Here is an 18,367-nt window from a genome sequence, read left to right on the forward strand (position 1 = left end):
TCAGTTAATCTTTCAAGGCTGAAAACAAGCTGGCTAGAGCAATCACTCCTGAGAGCATGGCAGTGGAAAGGAGCAGCACATTGTCTGCCACTTCTAGCTTGTACTCAAAGACTTTTTCAGCTGGTTTGTCTTCTGCAAAAATTTCTAACTTCATGTTCTCCTCCTTTGTTTCTAGAACAAATCACTGTGACTTCCTGTCCTCAGCAAGTTTAAAATCAATTCATCCTGATCTACTTTGTAAACCAAAAGCCAATCCGGCTGGATATGACACTCCCGAACACCTTGGAAATGCTTGGAATTGGTCAATTGATGGTCACGATATCTGACAGGAAGTTCTTTTTCTTGAACCAGAAAATTCAAAACTTCTTCTAACAGTTCTGCCTTCAAACCTCGCTTCATTGCTAACTTAAAATCTTTTTTAAACTGTTTATGATAACGAATCTTAAGCACGCAAGTCCTCCATCAAGTCTGAGACCGATTCAAAGGGCTGACTCATATTCCGATTTTGCTCTACATCCGTTACTACTTGGAGCAACTTACCACGATCGTCTAATCGAACATCAAAAGGTAAGCCCTGATATTGAATAGCCTGACGAAGGAAAATGTTGATAGCCGTGGTCATATCCATCCCTAAATGATTAAATACCAGTTGGGCTTGCTCCTTAACCTCACTATCCAAACGGATACTCATGCTCGTCTTTGACATATTCTCACCTTCTTTCTATCTTTTATTGTATCAAAAAAGAAGGCTATTGTAAATCCATAGGATATACAATGGATAGCTGTAAACTAAAATATAGTAAAGAAATAAAATTAGTATCCCAAATATGGGAGATCTCAGCCTGAGTTTTAGTTTTAGAATATAATGTTGCTATCATATATTAAGAGGTGAAAAATATGAAGCAGATTACGAAACAATATAAATTACTATATTTCTTGCTTATTTTATTAAGTCTGACAAGTGCTCTTTTAATGACATTCTTCTCTCTCCAATTAGGAAGAATACTTGATAGTATATCTAATTCAAATAGTGGATTACTCTTTCATATCACTATTTGTGTAAGTTCGATTTTACTGTGGTTCTTGATTTCTTGTTCCTATTCCTATCTTAAAAACCAATATGTAAAAAAAGTTATTTTAGATCTAAAAAGGCGTCTCTTATTACATTATTTATCGCGTGAATTTAACCAAATTGACAACCGTAACCATTCAGATTTCTTAAATAATATCACCAAAAACAGTGACCTTATTCAAGAAAATTTATTAATCCCTAAAATCTCTCTAATTGCAAATTTAGGGAGCCTTATCATGAGTGTGGTTGCTATTATTTATATAGAATGGCGATTAGCATTAGTCTTTCTTTTATTGTCGAGTATAACGATTTTTCTATCACAAATTCCTGGAAAGTTAATGACTAAATCAACAAATAATTATTCTCTACAAAATAATCACTATTTGTCAAAAATGACAAACTTTATTAATGGTTTTGAACAAATTAAGTTATTAAATATTCAAAGCTGGACCCAAGAAAAAATTCAGGAAATCAGTTTAGAATTTGAAGAGTCCAGAAAAACATATCAATTCTTAAAAGACTTAGCTTCAACTACTGGAATTTTACTAAGTTTTGGCTCTCAACTATCCTGTATGGTTGCTGGTATCTTTTTTGTAAGAAATAACTTACTGACTATTGGATTACTAGTAGCAAGTATTCAATTATTAAACGGTGTTTTTGCTCCATTACAATCTATTCTTTACAATAAAAATTTAATCAGCAGTAGCAAGTCCATTATTGATAATATCCAAGAAAATTTATATGAGACAAATCATGAACTTTTCCATAAAACAAGGACAATTGATTGTGATAACATTTCGACCATTTCTATTAGCCAATTACATTATGAAATTGAAAATAAAATATTATTTGATCATTTTTCCTATGAATTTAAAAAAGGCAAACGCTATGCGATTATAGGTGCTTCAGGAGCTGGGAAAACAACTTTAGTAAAATTAATACTAAACTATTATTCCAAAAATCTTTATGATGGGGAAATAAAAATCAACGGAAAACAGAATATTGATATTCCCTCAGAGGAGTTATATAAAGATATTGCATTTGTGCAAAAAAATGATTTTCTGATTGAAGGAAATATCCTAGAGAATATCAAACTGTCCAGAAACCTTTATTTAACTGAAAAATTAAGAAAAGCCTTAGGATTTAGTGAAGACTTCCTTAATAAGAGTCTATCTCAATCAAATCAAACCATTTCAGAAGGAGAAAAGCAACGAATTGATTTAGCTAGGTTTTTAGCCAAACCATATTCTGTATATATTTTTGACGAACCTACAAGCAACCTTGATCCAATAAAAGCCAAAGCAATGATGGACTACATTCTATCCATTAAAGATGCAATTGTTATTGTCATTACTCATGATCAAAATCCAGAAATATTGGAAGAGTTTGATCACGTTATTACCCTATAGATAAATGGCCTAGTCTACTAAATGAATGATGTGTTTCTCAAAGTATTCTTTGTAATTTTTGTAGATTGTTTTATTGAAGAGTTCGAAAATTTTTAAAGCTTCTTCGATTTTTAAAAGTGATTTTTGATTATGATAGAATTTTAGTTCCAAATATCCATCTAAATACAGCAAAATAGTTTGTTCAAAAAAATCTGTGGAATCCGCTAATATATTCTTCGTAGCCTGTTTTAAAAATAAAGATTCCTCATATAAGTCGTTCTCAATCATTATAATCAAAGAATTGAGAAGTAGTTGAATGAGAGATTGTCTATTTTTAGGTATAGAGCTATACAACTTCCCTTTTTTGAGCGCCTCTTTGGCATATCTAAATAATAAATCTGGAGATAGAACACGACAGCAATTTCCAAGGATGAGCGTTTCGTAATAACCCCAGTTTTCAACAGAAAATAAATAGTTTGTAAGATAAGAGGCGTCTTGACGACTCAATTGATGATTCTTATCCATTCCCGAAACAATACTTTCAATGAAAATAGCATTTAATTTATGGTAATGAGAATTTGTCCTATGAAAAAGTTCTATTTCTTTCTCTACCATATCTAGTAATGCTTGAGAATCTTCATTATATGCGGCCTGTTTAACAGAAGCTATTAAGGTATTAAAATCCGAAGGTTGATAATGATTACAGATAAGCAGAAATTCCTCTAGTGTTACTCCTATTCTTTCAAGAAGATACAATAACTTAAAGACAGAAATCTCTGTTTCTCCTAATTCAAATCTAGATATTTGAGATTTTGAAATTTCAGCACCTGCTAATGAAGAAATAGAAATTCCCTTTTCTTCTCTTATTTTCCTATAAGTTTCACCTAAAATCATACTTATCTCCATTCCATATCGAAAAGTTATTAAGGTATAGCAAACACTACTTCCGTTAAGCCTACTCTTGTTTGAGAGTATCATTATTAATAATTTATAGCGATCATTTTTGATAATTTCAATATATAACTTCCTAAAGTTTTAGTCTCTGGATAAAAACTTATTTATATTCTATCATATCTAAAAACCAGCAGAAATGAAAATCATAAAAATCATCTCTACTGGTTTTACTGTTAAGTCTTAATTAGATGAAACTGGATCAACTTTTGTGAATGGATTCCCTCCATCAGAACAAATCATCAAAGAGGCTCAACTGGTTATCCTCTGGCATATTGCCAAGAATGCCCATCTCATCCATCTTTTCAACCAGGGTAGACGAAACACCGCCACGCTTCCGGAGCTCGGTCTTAGAGAGGAATTCTCCTTCTTCACGCGCTCGCACGATTTGCTTGGCAACGTTCTCTCCCAGACCATCCATAGCGACAAATGGTGGAATCAGGGTATCCCCATCGATCAAGAATTCTGTCGCCTGACTGCGATAGAGGTCTAGCTTACCAAACTTGAAGCCCCGCTCCCACATCTCATTGACAATCTCAAGGGTGGTGTAGAGGTCAATCTCTACATTGGAAGCTTCGTTGTTCTTGCGTTTCTCAGAGATTTCTTTCATCCGCGCTTTCACGGCCTCAAGGCCTGCACCCATGGTCTTGATGTCAAAGGCCTTGGCCCGAATCGAGAAGTAAGCACAGTAGTAATAAAGTGGATGATGCACTTTAAAGTAGGCCACACGAAGGGCCATCATAACATAGGCCGCCGCATGGGCTTTAGGGAACATGTACTTGATCTTCCCACAGGACTCGATGTACCATTCAGGGACATTGTTTTCCTTCATGGCTTGGATGTAACCGTTGCGCTCTTCTTCTGAGATCTTGAGCCACATCCCTTTCCGCACGCGCTCCATGATGGTAAAGGCCATCTTAGGCTTGAGACCCGCGTGCATGAGGTAAACCATGATGTCGTCCCGACACCCGATAACGGTCGATAGATCGGCAATGCCTGCCTTAATCAAGTCTTGGGCATTTCCCAACCACACGTCGGTACCGTGAGACAGACCAGAGAGCTGAAGTAACTCTGCGAAGGTCGTCGGATGGGTCTCTTCGACCATGCCCCGAACAAAGTTGGTCCCAAACTCTGGAATCCCCAACATCCCTGTCGGCGTTCCGATCTGCTCGGCTGTCACCCCTAGCACTTCCGTCCCAGAAAAGAGGGCCATGACCCCTGGATCATCCATTGGGATATCGTTCGGATCAATACCTGACAAGTCTTGAAGCTTGCGAATCATGGTCGGATCATCATGTCCCAGGACATCGAGCTTGAGGACGTTCTCATCGATATCGTGGAAGTTAAAGTGAGTGGTCTGCCATTCAGCTGTCACATCATCTGCCGGATACTGGACCGGAGTAAAGTCATAGACATCCATATAGTTTGGAATAACAACGATTCCCCCTGGGTGCTGACCAGTTGTCCGTTTGACCCCAGCTGCACCAAGAGCCAAGCGCTCGACCTCGGCATCGCGGTAGTACTTGCCAAAATCACGCTCATAGCCCTTCACAAAACCGTAAGCAGTCTTAGCTGCGACCGTACCTACCGTTCCTGCCCGAAAGGCATATTCTTCCCCAAAGATATCGCGGACATCCAAGTGGGCGCTTGGCTGATCTTCTCCAGAGAAGTTCAAATCGATATCGGGTACCTTATCCCCATCGAAACCAAGGAAGGTTTCGAAAGGAATATCCTGCCCGTTTTTGCTGAGCTTGTGGCCACAGTTTGGACAATCCTTGTCTGGCATATCAAAACCAGATCCATAAGAACCATCGGTGATGAACTCGCTGTACTGGCACTGGCTGCAGACATAGTGAGGCGAGAGCGGATTGACCTCGGTGATCCCAATCATGGTCGCCACAAAGCTGGATCCAACGGATCCACGCGATCCAACCAGGTAGCCCCGCTCATTGGAACGGTGCACCAGCATTTGCGATGCCAGATAAATCACTGCAAAGCCATTCCCCAAGATAGAGGTCAATTCTTTTTCAATTCGCAGATCGACAATATCAGGGAGCGGATTACCATAGATCTCAAAGGCTCGCTTATAGGTCAATTCCGCAACTGTTTCTTCGGCCTTGTCGATAAATGGCGTATAGAGGTCCCCCTTAACCACTTCGACCGGCTCAAAGGTCTCTGCGAGTGCATTAGTGTTTTCAATAACAATCTTGCGCGCCAAGTCTTCTCCCAAAAAGGCAAATTCATCCAGCATTTCATTGGTGGTTCTAAAATGCGCTTTTGGAAGTGGCGCTGGCTGGGCATCTTCTCCGTGCCCAATGGTCCGGTTGATCATAGCCCCTTGACCGAGACTACGGACAATGATCTCCCGATAGATCTCATCTTCCGGTTCCAGATAGTGGACATTTCCTGTCGCAAGAACAGGCTTGCCGAGGCGATCTCCCACTTCGATCAAGCTCTTGATAATGGTCTGGAGCTCGTCCATGTCCTTGACCTGCTCCTTGGCAATGAGGGGCGCATAGATAGCCGGCGGCATGACCTCGATAAAGTCGTAGTACTTGGCCACTTCGACTGCCGCATCTACACCTTGCGACATGACCGCATCAAAAACTTCCCCTTCTGAGCAGGCCGATCCAAGGATCAAGCCCTCGCGGTGGGCATCCAGCACGGTCTTTGGAATCCGTGGGACTCCTTCGAAATACTTGGTCCCAGAAAGTGAGACCAGTTTAAACATATTCTTAAGGCCGGTCTGATTCTTGACATAGAGGGTGGCATGCTTGACCCGCGCTTTCTTATAAGAATTCTCATCGATCAAATCGATATTCAAGTCCTTGAGATTGGTCACCCCATGCTTTTCAGCGACATCTTTGATGAAGATAAAGAGCAGGCGCCCCGTTGCTTCCGCATCGTAGTTGGCCATGTGGTGGTGCTCCAAGCCTACTCCAAAGCGCTTGGTCAATGGCCCTAATCCATGCCGTTTAAAATCTGGATAGAGGTTACGGGCAAATTCCAGGGTATCGATGACCGGCTGGGTGATCTTGGGAAGGCCATGACGCTCATAGTTGGCATTCATGAAGCCTACGTCAAAGGTAGCATTGTGGGCAACGAGAACCGTTCCCTCACAGAAGGCCTGAAATTCCTTTAAGACCTGCACCAAGGGCTTGGCACCCCGAACATGCTCATTGGTGATCCCTGTCAATTGGGTCGTAAAGGCGGACAGAGGATGGCCCGGATCGATAAACTCATCAAACTCCTCAATGACATTGCCCTTGTACATCTTAGAAGCAGCGACCTGGATCAAGTCATTGTAGATGGCTGAAAGTCCCGTCGTTTCCACGTCAAAGACCACATAAGTCACTTCATTAAGGTCCAGGTCCACCTCATTATAGGTGATGGGCACCTTGTCCTCTACGATATTGGCTTCCATCCCATAGATCAGCTGGATCCCAGCTTTCTTGGCTGCTTTAAAGCCATGTGGGAAGCTCTGCACATTGCCATGGTCAGTGATAGCCACCGCCTTGTGGCCCCACTCAGCTGCCTTGGCGATCAGCTCTTCGACTTCCGGCAGGGCATCCATCGTCGACATATTGGTATGCGCGTGGAATTCCACCCGGCGCTCGCCTTCTGGCATCAGGTCCTTGCGGGCGTAGTGCACGACTTCCTGTATATCTTGGACATTCATGGTCAAGTCGCGCGTGAAATTGTTCATTTCGATATTTCCCCGCACCCGGAGCCAGCTGTTCTTCTTGATCATGTCAAACTTCTGGGCTTCTTCCTCATTTTTGACCCATTTCTGAAGGGAAAAACTCGAGGTATAGTCGGTCATCTTAAAGCTGATCAAGACCCGACCGGTCCGTGTCACCTTGTGCTCCACGTCAAAGACTACACCCTCAAAGACAATCCGGTTCTCTTCTGTCGTGATCTCGATCATCGGAGTGATCTCGGCCTTGTCTAGCTTAGGTTTAGCTGCCACCTTCTTAGCCTTGAAGTCAAAAACTGGCTTTTCTTCAACCGCTGGTGGCGGAGCCATCTGGGCCAAGGATTCCATAGCCCGCAAGGTCTCTTCATTGGCTGCTTGGAAGATCTTTTCATTTTCCTGCTCAAATTGCGCCACTTCTTGCTCTGTCAACTCCTCATCAGACTCCACTCGACAGGTGAAATGCGGAAAACCAAAGGCTTCCAACTGCTTAGCAAGATTGGGCAAATGGTTCTTACGAAAATGCTCCGTATCAACCGAAGAAGGCCCTGAGATGATCAATTCCTGCCCTTCTGCGCGCACCTGCAAGTCTTGGTAGAGTCCCTTAAAGCCTTGACTAGCACAAGGTCCTTCCTCAAAGACCTCACGGTAGTAGGCCTGCAATAAATCCGTAGAAAAATTCTGATTGGCCACTTGGATGGTAAAGGTCGCCTGGTTTCCCGTCTTTGAAAATTCGTCCTTCAAGCGCTGGCGCAATTCCTTAAACAAAGCAATGGGCAAGACTTCCGCAAAAGCAAAGCGGAACTCCCAGACCCGACTGACCTTGTGCACCACGACTTCTTGAATCTCCGCATGCAAAAAGGCACTGGAAGATCGCATCTCCAGCGGCATATCCAGCTGATCCATTAAAATTTCAAAGGTGTTGGACATTGTTTCTCCCTTGATCTTGATTCTTTTGCTCGCTTTTGAGTGGCCTGACTCTAAGAAAAAACAGACCATTCAAAAACATTCGTAACCCTTATTCTATCACAATTTAAGGATTAATTCGAGGGAGAAGTGAAGACGAAAAAATCACCTATAGGACGGTGATTTCTCTTCATCTTTTATTCAGTTAGAGCTGATCCATCATTTATACTTCATCCCCATGACAATGGCCACAACTGCCAAAATAGGAAATAAAATTAACATCCAGATTCCAATCCACATCTGCCGTTTAAAAAGCCCGTCTAATCCACCATAGCGTTCAACGTATGATTCTTTTAGACAGGCTGGATTATACCAGACCGTCATGCTCGATCCCAGTGGAAAAGCATCTTGAAAAAGATTGCCCTTTGAGACTGTAGAATTGGTGTAAATGGTTATCCTTTGCGCCATCAAATCGATGTCGCTAGCCGCTTGATTCGTTTTCCAAGGAAGGGTCACTCGCACCACCCGATAATATTTCAGGCTATTTCGATAGGTCTGACCATCCACTCTATATTCTACAATTGAAGCCGCTACAATTTGTGCCCGCTTATAGCCAACTACCACTCCCTCAACGCTCTTTGACGAGAGGGTTTTAATCCTAACTTCTCTTCTATAGAAATGTCCAAAAAAGAGTACGACAAACAAAGGAAATCCAATAACAGCCACAGCAATGACTAGAAGTATTCTGATATCAGGCATCCCCATCACCTACTTCATCAAAATGTCTGTGATACTCAGACTCATCTTCGTTTCATCTGATATCTTCTCTACGATCGAGCTTTGTTCGCTCGTCAAAGGAAGCAACAAGAGGGTCGCTGATTGCGTTGGTAACTTAGGGTTGTTCGATAGACTATACTGGACTACTTGATCTTGGTAAACAGATTGCCCATCATAACTCCAGCTAATTTTAAAAGTTGCATCACGATCAATATTCGTTGTCGTTTTATTGACCAACATAAATACTGCATATTCTTGTTGCTCTACAGTATAAGTGTTCCCTGTATAATATACAGTGACATCCTCTTGATCGCCAACTTCCGGATGCTCCTTAACTAACTTCTTCCCCAGTTCCATCAAATCCGATGTTTTTCCTTTCAGTAGTGGTTAAAAGTACTGTAAGAATTAAAGGCCTCTTGTTTTCTATGTTCAAGGTTCTGAACTTTTTTCTCAATATCAATGTCATAATAAAAACACCTCAAAAGTTAGATTTTTCTGTCTAACTTTTGAGGTACAGTTCAAAGGGGCTCTCTCTAAAAAATATTAATCATTATCAATTTCCAAAACAATCATCAATAACATGAGATACATTCCCCATCAGATTCGTCATATCTCCAAGTTTGTATCCTAGCGCATCTGATGCGGCACCTGAAGATAAACTTTCCAAATCTCCTTTCAAGTTAACAAATCGAATTTGTAACGATTTAATAACCGTCGCAACTGCTTTTTGAGCACGAACAATACCTTGCAAATGAGCAGCTCCATAAAAAGCATCCTCCATCCCATTTCTAAATACCGTTTTAAAACCTCCTAACATAGTTAATACCGTATTAATTGTTGTCGATGCTGTGGTCAAATCTAAATCTACAGAATCAATATCTGAAATAGCAGTTCGAATTACACCTGATACCGAAATAAGTGGCTCTACAGTACTATAAAGTTTTTTCTTATTTTTATCATCAGATTTTAACTTGTAGTATATTTTAGTTGGAAATTCATTAACAATTGTTTGGAGATCATATTTAGCAGTGGTCATCACCTTGTTTGTATGTTCAACAGCAGCTTTTACACTATCAAGATAATCACTAAATGCTGGAGACATTTGATTGGCTAAAGCCTCAGATTTAACATCTATTTGATCGTCAAAAGCACTAATTACATCACGATCATCGAATATACCACTCTCCTCTAAGTAAGCATTATAATCCTGTGAAACACTAATATTTACATCTGGAATCGAACTGAAATTTAAAGTGTCAATATTTCTGGCCAATCCTCTATCAGTTTCTTCTAAAGCTGATTTAATAAGCTCAGCTACTGAAATAGTATATGAAATGCAAGAGATAATTGTTTGAATATTTTGTGCTAACACTTTTAAAATTTCATCAACAGCTTGTGGAATTCCATCACCAAAATGAGAGCGATTTGCCAATCCATTTGTACTTTTTTCAATCATATCCTCAAATGAATTCACAAGTTCTGCACCTTTGGTTCCAAATTTCGTATACATGTTTGCTTGAGGCCATATATTCCCGTATTTCCCTTCAGAAGCTATTTTATGCATATTGATATCTGCCTCTATATTTAAAGCATTTGAGTTCATGCCATTCAGCTTAGAAGTAATTGCTCCATGATTAAATACATTTCCAGCACTATCTAAATAATCATAAAATATACTGGAACCTCTCCAATCAAATTTTCTTGAAAACTCGTATGAATCATAGTTACTAAGTGTATCAAAAGTTCCTGTAATACTATTATAGTGACTATAAGCCTTGTCTATCTTTTGGATAGCTTCAATTAAACTTATCGATTGTAAATGTTGGAAGACCACCTCCTTAAGATTATTTGTGCGACTCGACAAATTATTCAGAACATTTTCATTTGCTTGAAGAGTTTGTTGAGTAACTGATGCTAAATTTTGTGCCTGTTTTAAACATACTTTTAAATTAGTAATCAAAATTGTCATAGATGTAGTATCTATTTTAACTTGTAGTGAATCTCCACTTTTTGGTAATAAATCTCTGGTAGTTGTATTTTCAGGAGTGACCGCAAAATCAAGAATACCATCTCCTTCTATATCAACAGTAAATAATTGTTCTAGAACTATTTGCTTTGTATATTGCATAGCTTCTTCATTTTTTCTATATGCTGTCATATTATGATAAATTGGTAAATCAATTGCAACAACTCTCCCTGGATATTTTGTTTCCATGCTTATTCCAGTAAAATCTAGTATTCCTGGAGTATTAGCATCTAACAACCATTGCAAAAATGCTCCATCTAGTGCCTGTCCTTCAAATTGAATTTCTAATTTATTTTGATTCCATACTAAATTAGTCAATACATCACGAGTTGAGGAAAAAGTAATTGATTGTCCCTTGTAATTTTTCCTTAATTCTTCTATCCGCTTAGCTTCTTTTTCCGAGGATTTTAACATTTCAGGAGAAATATTCTTTAAAGATGAAAAGTAGGTCCAGTATTGCTTAAGCACTTTATCACTTGGCATACTCAGCCCTGTTTGATTAGTTTTCACTTCAACCATGGTTTTGAAATGATCAAAATCTTTATTTACTAGAATTTCATTAAATAATTTAGAATCTCCGTCCTTAATCATCTGCTGAGCTGTTTTCCCATTTACTGACTGAGGAGCCCCCTGATACCCGAAATTATAGGGTACTTGTCTCTCCAATGCTACTCGTCCGCTATGAAATTCTCCATAGGAATGTCCCGTTGTTGTTGTGATATAGTTTCCTTTTGCTTCTACTCTATCATAAAAATCAAGTGCAGGTTTGTTCTTTTTTTTAAGATATAACGAATCATTGATACCAATTGCAGCATCTACAATAATATCTTTATGACCGTCAGCTTTATAGTTAGTTCCTGCGTAAGAGATATAGGTTTCTTCTGTAAACTTATCATATACAGCAATTGCGGCAACTCCCGAATCTTTATCGTACATGCAGTCTACGATTTCATAACTACTACTATCCACGCCAGCATCATCCAAAACCCCTACAGCCATCTCTGTTGGATTTTTACGACCAGCAGTATAGGCTATCTCGTATTTATATACAGCATCAGATAAGACGGCTGACATTTCAACTCGACGATTACTTTTTTCAATTTCATTCATTGATTATCCTCCCGTTGTTTAAATATAGTTAAATCTATTTGAACAGCCTCATCCTTAGATTCCATTAGTATTGAAATTCCATAGATTGTTCCACTAGAGTAATCTAATATTATTCGACAGGTCGTATCTTCTGGCATATCGTACTTATTTTTAAGATATTTATAGAGGTCAGAATGATTTTCAGGCTGGTAGATAATATCGCTCAATTCAGTTTCAGCACTCTTAAAGGTTTCTTTTATATTCAAGGAAGCGAAATAATCTCTTTGTACTACCAAATTAAGAATTTCTTCGTCAAACAAAGGTTCTAACTTCGATTCGTACTGTAATCTCCCATTAGAGTAAGTAACAGGAACTGTTTCTTCATTATCCCCAATTTTTATTGTATACTCACCCTTAATGTCAGATTGGCTAGTATCTAAGAATACTTTATAATCCTTTACTACGTTTCCACTCTCTATATAAATACTATTTTTGTAAAGCTTTAACCCATTAAACTCTTTCTTGTCTTTTTCCAAAAATTCAAACATAGGTTCAAACGTTTTTTCAAATTCGTACTGTTCCTTTGTTCTGTTTTTGGGAATAGTTTCACCACCCAAACTACATCCATTTAATAACGATGCTGTCATAAGTATAACTCCTCCTATCAGTAGCCATAAAATTATTTTTATTTTTTTCATCTTTCTTTACTCCGCGATTACAATGTTCACTATTGACTCGTGATTGCGTCTTTAATCATGCGTTTAGCGCATCAATCCCTTGATCTTAATGTATGTACTCTCACAAATAAAATAATGGACTTGTTTTTCTAATATAGACTCTCGTAGAGGTTTCTTTGCAACAGGTACAACGGTTTGATCATTGAGTCTCATGCTTACCAAGGCTTGTTTGAAACCTTTTGCTAAGCGCAACGGTGCCTCGATATTACGAGAAATACTTTGGTTCGTTATTACAATTGATGCATAGCCAACAAATAGACCTTGTTTAAAGATAAACTCTAGTCTCTTCTGTGCAATAGGTGTTAGATTTCCAATGATCTCCGTTACATTATAAAGAACAATAGTAGCTACTTGTTCCGTCAATCCTTCTTGGATACGTTTATTTATCTCATTTTCAAGTAGTTCCAACCTATTTTCTATATCTTGTATTACATTCTCACAGATAACTTTCTTATCAAATCTTTCTAAGTTTAGTTTAGAAAATTGTGGCGCCAACACAATTACCTTTTGCTTGCTGCGAGCAATTTGTTTAACGAATTGTGTCATCTGCTCTTCTTTGTCTGTCAGATAGAGAAGGTTGCCTTTCTTGAGATCCCATGTCACAGGCTCAACTGTTTCCAGATCCAATCCGAGTGGCACTTTTCCTTCATCCAGCAAGGCTGCTACATCCTCACGTCCATAGAAGGTTGCTTCTGTCAACTCATCTGGCACCATTGGGATGCCTGCTGGTGTGCGGCCTGTCCACATCTCTTTAAGACTTTGGACTTGGTCTCGGAGGTTGTTGATGATTTGGATATCATTGTCCCCTGCGACTGGTAGGGCGAACTGGACGACATCGACTTCGTCACGCTTCATGAGAGCGCGTCCCTTGATGTCTTCCATAGTAGACGCCAGTGGGGTTGCTCCCACGATACCGCGGACTTCAGAGAAATCATTTTGTGGCAAGGTCAGCTGGTGCTTGAAGTTTGAATAGAGTTGAGCCCGTAGGTTGTTCTGACGGCTAGCTGTGATGATCAAGTGCACACCGATGCTGAGACCTTCACGGGAGATCCGCATGAAGAGCTTGAAGAGGTCTGTCTCATAAGGCTCGTCCTTCATAGACTCATAACTATCCATGAGGATGACCATGGTTGGCTCTTGCTTACCGGTCACTTCACGGTAGAGGGCGATGGTGCCGACACCATGCTCCGAGAGGAGCTTCTTACGGCGATCCAACTCGCGATTGATGATTCGGATGAATTTCTGGATTTTCTCCGTCTGATCCAGCAAGAGGCTATCGGCCACATGCGGCAATTGAGTCAAGGGTGCTAAACCGTTGGTCCCGAAATCCAGCAGGTACATGGTCAGGTTTTCTGGACTCTGCTTACGAGCTAGATCCATTGCGGCAGTCTGTAGGAAAGTGGTCTTTCCTGTACTTGGACTTCCGTAAAGGAGGATATTGCCATCTTTTGATAGGTCGATAGCGACAGCTTCTTGCTTTTGCGCTTGCGGGATATCGGCGACCCCGATTAGGACGCTTGGAGCTGTCCGTTTTTGCCAAGCCTCGATCGGCACGACCTTGTCCAACTCATCCAGCGTGATCCGCTCTTTGAGCGGTGGCAACCACGGTTGGGCCACAGCTGCGATCCCTTCTTGTTGGTGCAAGTGGTTGATTTCCTGCACGATGACATCCAGCTCTGTTGGCACTTCCTTGATTTCTTCTGCCATATCCAGACCGGATAGGTCTTGGTTGAGGACTTCGTATTGGCCCAGTTCATTAATCAAATAGATGGTATGGTCTTCGATCCCTAGCTGATCTTTCTCAGGCTGATAGTCTGCTCCTGACCAAGCGGTTTGGAAGAGTTCATAGACTTCGTTATTTCCGACTTGGAGGTAGGCACGACCGGTTTGGGTGATCTCAGCCGCATCTGCCGTCCGCAGCATCTCCATAGAGTCACCACGGTCTGCCACCTTGAGGGCTAGCTTGAAGCGGGAGTTGGACCAGATCTGGTCATCCACGACCCCAGAAGGTTTTTGCGTCGCAAGGATCAAGTGTACCCCGAGGGAACGCCCGACACGCGCGATAGAGACCAATTCCTTGATGAAGTCAGGTTGGTTGACCTTGAGTTCGGCGAACTCATCACTGATTAAGAAGAGGTGAGGTAGCGGTTCTGTCGCTTCACCCAGTTTAAATTTCTTTTGATATTGGTTGATATGGTTAACCCCATATTGACCAAAGAGCCGCTCCCGACGATGGATCTCCGCATTGATAGAGGCTAGGGCCCGCATAGACTGGGCACCATCCAAGTTGGTGATGGTCCCAAGCAAGTGAGGCAGATCCTTGAAGAGGTTGGCCATTCCCCCACCCTTGTAGTCGATGAGGAGGAAAGCCACATCATGTGGATGGAAGTTGACAGCAAGGCTCAGGATATAAGACTGAATGGTTTCAGACTTACCGGAACCGGTTGTCCCTGCGATCAAGCCGTGTGGTCCATGGGCTTTTTCATGGAGATTGAGGTAGACCAAATCGTCCTTCCCGCGCAGACCGATCGGCACGGCCAAACTTTGGTAAGGGGCATGGCTCTCCCAACGACTCAAGACCTTGAGGTCATTGAAAGTTTCCGCTTGGTACATTTCAAGGAAGGTCACCGAGTCTGGAATCGAGCTCTTGAGCTGTTGGATATGTTTCAGTGGGGCTAGGCCGCGCGAGATGGCTTCCTTGTCATAGCCTTCAGGGAAGTGATCCAATTGAAAGTCAAGCTCCCGAAGAACCCCTTCTTGCAAGAGCAATTGCCCTTGGTTACGGTCCTTGATAGAGATAACGGTTTGGATATTTTCAGAAAGTGATGAGAGCACGTCTGCCACATAGATGATGGAGCAGCCGAGCTCTGTCGGATCCTCACGGAAGAACTCCATGATGACATGGTCCAAAATCAAAGTCTCATCGGTGATGAGGACCACATAGTGAGGATGGAAGATCTTGGTATCATTGGCTTTTTCTTCCTCTTTTTGCGCCTTGCGGAGCTTGAGGATCTGGTTGAGACTGTTCAAGACCTGATCGCGTGTCCGCTGATTGTAGACGAAGCTACGGACATTCATGTCTTGCAGAGTTGCATGAGGCAACCAGCGCATCCAATCCCAGCTTTCTTTTTCTTCTTCTGGAATGATCGGAATAATGGTCAGATCATGATAAGAGTGAAAGACAGCCAATTGGGCAACGAGGAGTTGCAACTGCTCTAACACGATAGGACGAGGACCGACATACCCTACAGGTCCCCGATTAAGGCTAGCTACAATCGGAAGATTGTCGATCTTTTGGTGAGCTTGGAAAAGAGCGTAGCCTTCTTCTTCCAAGGCATCTTTCTTCCCACTACGCTCTTCCTGACCATATTTGAGCTCATAGCTGGTTGGAACCTTGCCCAAGCCCAAGCGATAGGCCAAAAAATCAAAATGAAGGGGTGTTTTTTCGTAGATCCGCGAATCATAGCGTTTGACCATCTTTGTCAAGTCTTCAATCGCTGGGAAATGGTAAAACATGCCTTCTCGTTGTTTCCGAGATAGCTGTTCCAAGTCCTTGGCCTTATCCTTGAGATAGAGATGGTAGAGCTCCACACGCTCTTTCTTGTCTTCTTTGTATTTCTTACGATTCTTGAAGAATCCTTGAACCGAAAAGATCACACTAACCACAGACATGGATACTGTCGCGATGATATAGAGACCCCGCGGTTGGAAAATGGTGATCAAGAGAGTCACCCCAACCATGATGAGGGGTGGCATGATCAACTTCAAGAGTTCATCTGATGGCTTTTGAGGCTCCGCTCCCGGAGGATTGATCAAGATCTTGTCTTCCGAACTCCGGTAGATGATCCGCGGAGAACGGTGGTACTCTGGATAGTCCTTGTAGAAGTCATAGCGTGAATGCAAACGCGGCACTAGATAAGGACTTACTTCTACAGCCCCTTCCACGCCAAATTCTTCTGGATAGAGCTTAAAGGTCACATCTCCAATGGCCAGCTCATCCCCAAAGGCCAGTGGAAAAGTCGCTTCACTGACGAGTTTATGGTTATGGTAGAGTTTTCCAGATAAGAGCTGACAAGTCCAAGTCTGCTCTTTTTTCACAAGGAGAAAGCGTACTGGATAGTGCAAGCGCACATCCGCACCCTTTTCATCTGCTACGAGGATTTCTTCCTTGTCTAGCAGTTCATAGGTATGGACTTCACCTGTCGCCAAGTAGCAGACCACATCCCCAAGGATCTTGCTATTTTCAAGCACGCCCTTGTCTTCACCATACTGGTAGGAGATTTCCCCTTGACTCCATTGGAAATGAAGGGGATTTTCTTGCGAAGCCAGGGTCAACTGAGCTGTTTCTTGATTCGATACGGTCGCTGTTTTTCCCTCTTCTAGCGCTAGCTCATAGCGAAAACCTTTTTTATAGAGTATGATACGTTTTTTCATAGACTACTCCTTATGGTCACTAGACTCAGTCGAGCTTGCAGTTGTAGAAGACAAGCTTTCTGTTGAGGAGCCTTCTGTAGACGAAGCCGTTGTTGAGCTGCTAGTGGAAACTTTGGTTTCATCTGTCTCTGCTTCCAAGAGTTTAGAGCGGGCATCCCAGTATTTCTTGTATTCGCCTTCTAACTCAGAGAGTTTCTTCTCGCGCTGTTCACCAGAGAGTTTTTCGCTATCACGTGTCGCCTTGATTTCTTTACGAAGGGCATAGATGATCAAGTCTGAATCGTCGATCCGCTTGGCTGTATCCAGCGCTTGGGTAAAGTCATGACGGCCGATATAGATCCAGTAGTGGAGATAGAGGCTATCTGACTTGAGTGTGACGTTGTTAAGGATGACCTTCTTTTGCTCCTCTGAGAAATTCAAGCCTTGTAAATAAGACGTTGCCAACTCATATTTCTGTGTCGTTGGAAGACTGCTTGGAGCCACTCCCTCCAACTCATCGATCACACCGGTGTAGTCTACCTTGAGATAGGCTGTATCCGCTTGAAGCAACTTTTCTTTAAAGGGTGCTTGGAAAAAGACCAAATAAATCAAAGGCAAGAGTAAGAGGGCCACTACAGCTGAAAGCCACACTGTTGCCAACTTAAAGATTCGGTGTTGACGGCTTGAAACCAAGGTCAAGGTCTTTTCTTCCTCTTCCTTGCGTTCTTTGTAGGCTTTCTCTAAGAGAACTTTCATCTCTTCTAAGCTCGCAGCATCACGAATTTCCACCAAGAAATCAGGTAGATCTTCTAATTCAAGTGTCCCTTGATAGAGCTCCATGAAATCCCAGTCCCCAAAAAGAGTGACCGCATAGCACTTGGCCTGACGCAAGAATTCCACTTGATCCCACCTGCGTGGCACCATCATCCCCGGAACTCCACGGTAAGCGATCTTGACTTGCGCATCCTTGGTCACAAACAAATTGATGGGATGCACCACAAAGGTCACCGGAAGCTCCAAGGCTGGCGCCAAATCCAAGACATTGATAGCTAGACGCAGACGGTCTGAAACCGGTAATTTCTTGATTTCTTCAGCACTCAAGCCTAGCGCATCAGTCTGATAGGTCAGATGAATCTGGTCTTGATCCGCTGTCATGCTTTGCTCTAAAAACAAGGGATGATGGAGATCCAAAATCCATAAATTGCGTAAATCCTGGCTATCCACTTCTGAACGCTTGAGGTCCAGCCGCCAGCTCGTTTCTTCTTTTTCAAAACGGAAGACTTGTTCTTCCAGTGTAAATTGTTCTTCTTTCAC

The 18,367-nt window shown here is 41.8% G+C and carries 12 protein-coding genes; 1 reads left to right on the forward strand and 11 read right to left on the reverse strand.

The features are described 5' to 3' along the window. Positions 1-4: 4 nt before the first annotated feature. Genes O3605_RS03420 through O3605_RS03430 form a run of 3 tightly spaced genes read right to left on the reverse strand, consistent with a single transcriptional unit; the run spans position 5 to position 706 of the window. Positions 5-154, reverse strand: coding sequence for a hypothetical protein (locus O3605_RS03420; RefSeq protein ID WP_049488740.1), 150 nt, complete (start codon positions 152-154; stop codon positions 5-7). Positions 155-171: 17 nt separating this feature from the next. After that, positions 172-450, reverse strand: coding sequence for a type II toxin-antitoxin system YafQ family toxin (locus O3605_RS03425; protein ID WP_003016081.1), 279 nt, complete (start codon positions 448-450; stop codon positions 172-174). Next, positions 443-706, reverse strand: a complete 264-nt coding sequence (locus O3605_RS03430) for a type II toxin-antitoxin system RelB/DinJ family antitoxin (RefSeq protein ID WP_003016112.1) — start codon at positions 704-706, stop codon at positions 443-445. Before O3605_RS03430 ends, O3605_RS03425 begins: the two co-directional genes overlap by 8 nt. Positions 707-897: 191 nt before the next feature. Between O3605_RS03430 and O3605_RS03435 the strand changes: the two genes are divergently transcribed. Then, entirely contained in the window at positions 898-2,481 is a 1,584-nt protein-coding gene (locus tag O3605_RS03435; RefSeq protein WP_070505352.1) for an ATP-binding cassette domain-containing protein, read from the forward strand. A gap of 9 nt (positions 2,482-2,490) precedes the next feature. Here the strand turns inward: O3605_RS03435 and O3605_RS03440 are convergent, their stop codons facing one another. The 8 genes from O3605_RS03440 to essB form a co-directional block, all read right to left on the reverse strand. Further along, entirely contained in the window at positions 2,491-3,354 is an 864-nt protein-coding gene (locus O3605_RS03440) for a helix-turn-helix domain-containing protein (protein ID WP_041818440.1), read from the reverse strand. A 286-nt stretch (positions 3,355-3,640) separates the two neighbouring features. Continuing rightward, positions 3,641-8,035 (reverse strand): PolC-type DNA polymerase III, encoded by a 4,395-nt coding sequence (locus O3605_RS03445; protein WP_350007401.1) that lies wholly within the window; start codon positions 8,033-8,035, stop codon positions 3,641-3,643. A gap of 195 nt (positions 8,036-8,230) precedes the next feature. Then, positions 8,231-8,635, reverse strand: coding sequence for a DUF3592 domain-containing protein (locus O3605_RS03450; RefSeq protein ID WP_241672514.1), 405 nt, complete (start codon positions 8,633-8,635; stop codon positions 8,231-8,233). A gap of 144 nt (positions 8,636-8,779) precedes the next feature. Further along, positions 8,780-9,145: a hypothetical protein gene (locus tag O3605_RS03455; protein WP_239681864.1), complete on the reverse strand. Its 366-nt coding sequence runs from the start codon at positions 9,143-9,145 to the stop codon at positions 8,780-8,782. 196 nt (positions 9,146-9,341) lie between these two features. Beyond that, positions 9,342-11,924 carry an SA1320 family protein gene (locus O3605_RS03460; RefSeq protein WP_049498052.1) on the reverse strand — a complete coding sequence of 861 codons (2,583 nt, stop codon included), beginning with the start codon at positions 11,922-11,924 and terminating at the stop codon, positions 9,342-9,344. Beyond that, positions 11,921-12,601 carry a hypothetical protein gene (locus O3605_RS03465; RefSeq protein WP_049498053.1) on the reverse strand — a complete coding sequence of 227 codons (681 nt, stop codon included), beginning with the start codon at positions 12,599-12,601 and terminating at the stop codon, positions 11,921-11,923. Before O3605_RS03465 ends, O3605_RS03460 begins: the two co-directional genes overlap by 4 nt. A 63-nt stretch (positions 12,602-12,664) precedes the next feature. Beyond that, positions 12,665-17,074 carry a type VII secretion protein EssC gene (gene essC, locus O3605_RS03470; RefSeq protein WP_049498054.1) on the reverse strand — a complete coding sequence of 1,470 codons (4,410 nt, stop codon included), beginning with the start codon at positions 17,072-17,074 and terminating at the stop codon, positions 12,665-12,667. A gap of 3 nt (positions 17,075-17,077) precedes the next feature. Continuing rightward, positions 17,078-18,367 (reverse strand): type VII secretion protein EssB, encoded by a 1,290-nt coding sequence (essB, locus tag O3605_RS03475; protein WP_049498055.1) that lies wholly within the window; start codon positions 18,365-18,367, stop codon positions 17,078-17,080.

This window comes from Streptococcus sp. 27098_8_99 (assembly GCF_041431935.1).
GTDB classification, from domain to species: domain Bacteria; phylum Bacillota; class Bacilli; order Lactobacillales; family Streptococcaceae; genus Streptococcus; species Streptococcus parasanguinis_D.

Excerpts from the sequence above, each read along its gene's own strand:
- O3605_RS03420 (WP_049488740.1), bottom strand. The coding sequence starts at position 154 with ATGAAGTTAGAAATTTTTGCAGAAGACAAACCAGCTGAAAAAGTCTTT.
- O3605_RS03430 (WP_003016112.1), bottom strand. The coding sequence starts at position 706 with ATGTCAAAGACGAGCATGAGTATCCGTTTGGATAGTGAGGTTAAGGAG.
- O3605_RS03435 (WP_070505352.1), top strand. The coding sequence starts at position 898 with ATGAAGCAGATTACGAAACAATATAAATTACTATATTTCTTGCTTATT.
- O3605_RS03440 (WP_041818440.1), bottom strand. The coding sequence starts at position 3,354 with ATGATTTTAGGTGAAACTTATAGGAAAATAAGAGAAGAAAAGGGAATT.
- O3605_RS03445 (WP_350007401.1), bottom strand. The coding sequence starts at position 8,035 with ATGTCCAACACCTTTGAAATTTTAATGGATCAGCTGGATATGCCGCTG.
- O3605_RS03455 (WP_239681864.1), bottom strand. The coding sequence starts at position 9,145 with ATGGAACTGGGGAAGAAGTTAGTTAAGGAGCATCCGGAAGTTGGCGAT.
- O3605_RS03460 (WP_049498052.1), bottom strand. The coding sequence starts at position 11,924 with ATGAATGAAATTGAAAAAAGTAATCGTCGAGTTGAAATGTCAGCCGTC.
- O3605_RS03465 (WP_049498053.1), bottom strand. The coding sequence starts at position 12,601 with ATGAAAAAAATAAAAATAATTTTATGGCTACTGATAGGAGGAGTTATA.
- essC (WP_049498054.1), bottom strand. The coding sequence starts at position 17,074 with ATGAAAAAACGTATCATACTCTATAAAAAAGGTTTTCGCTATGAGCTA.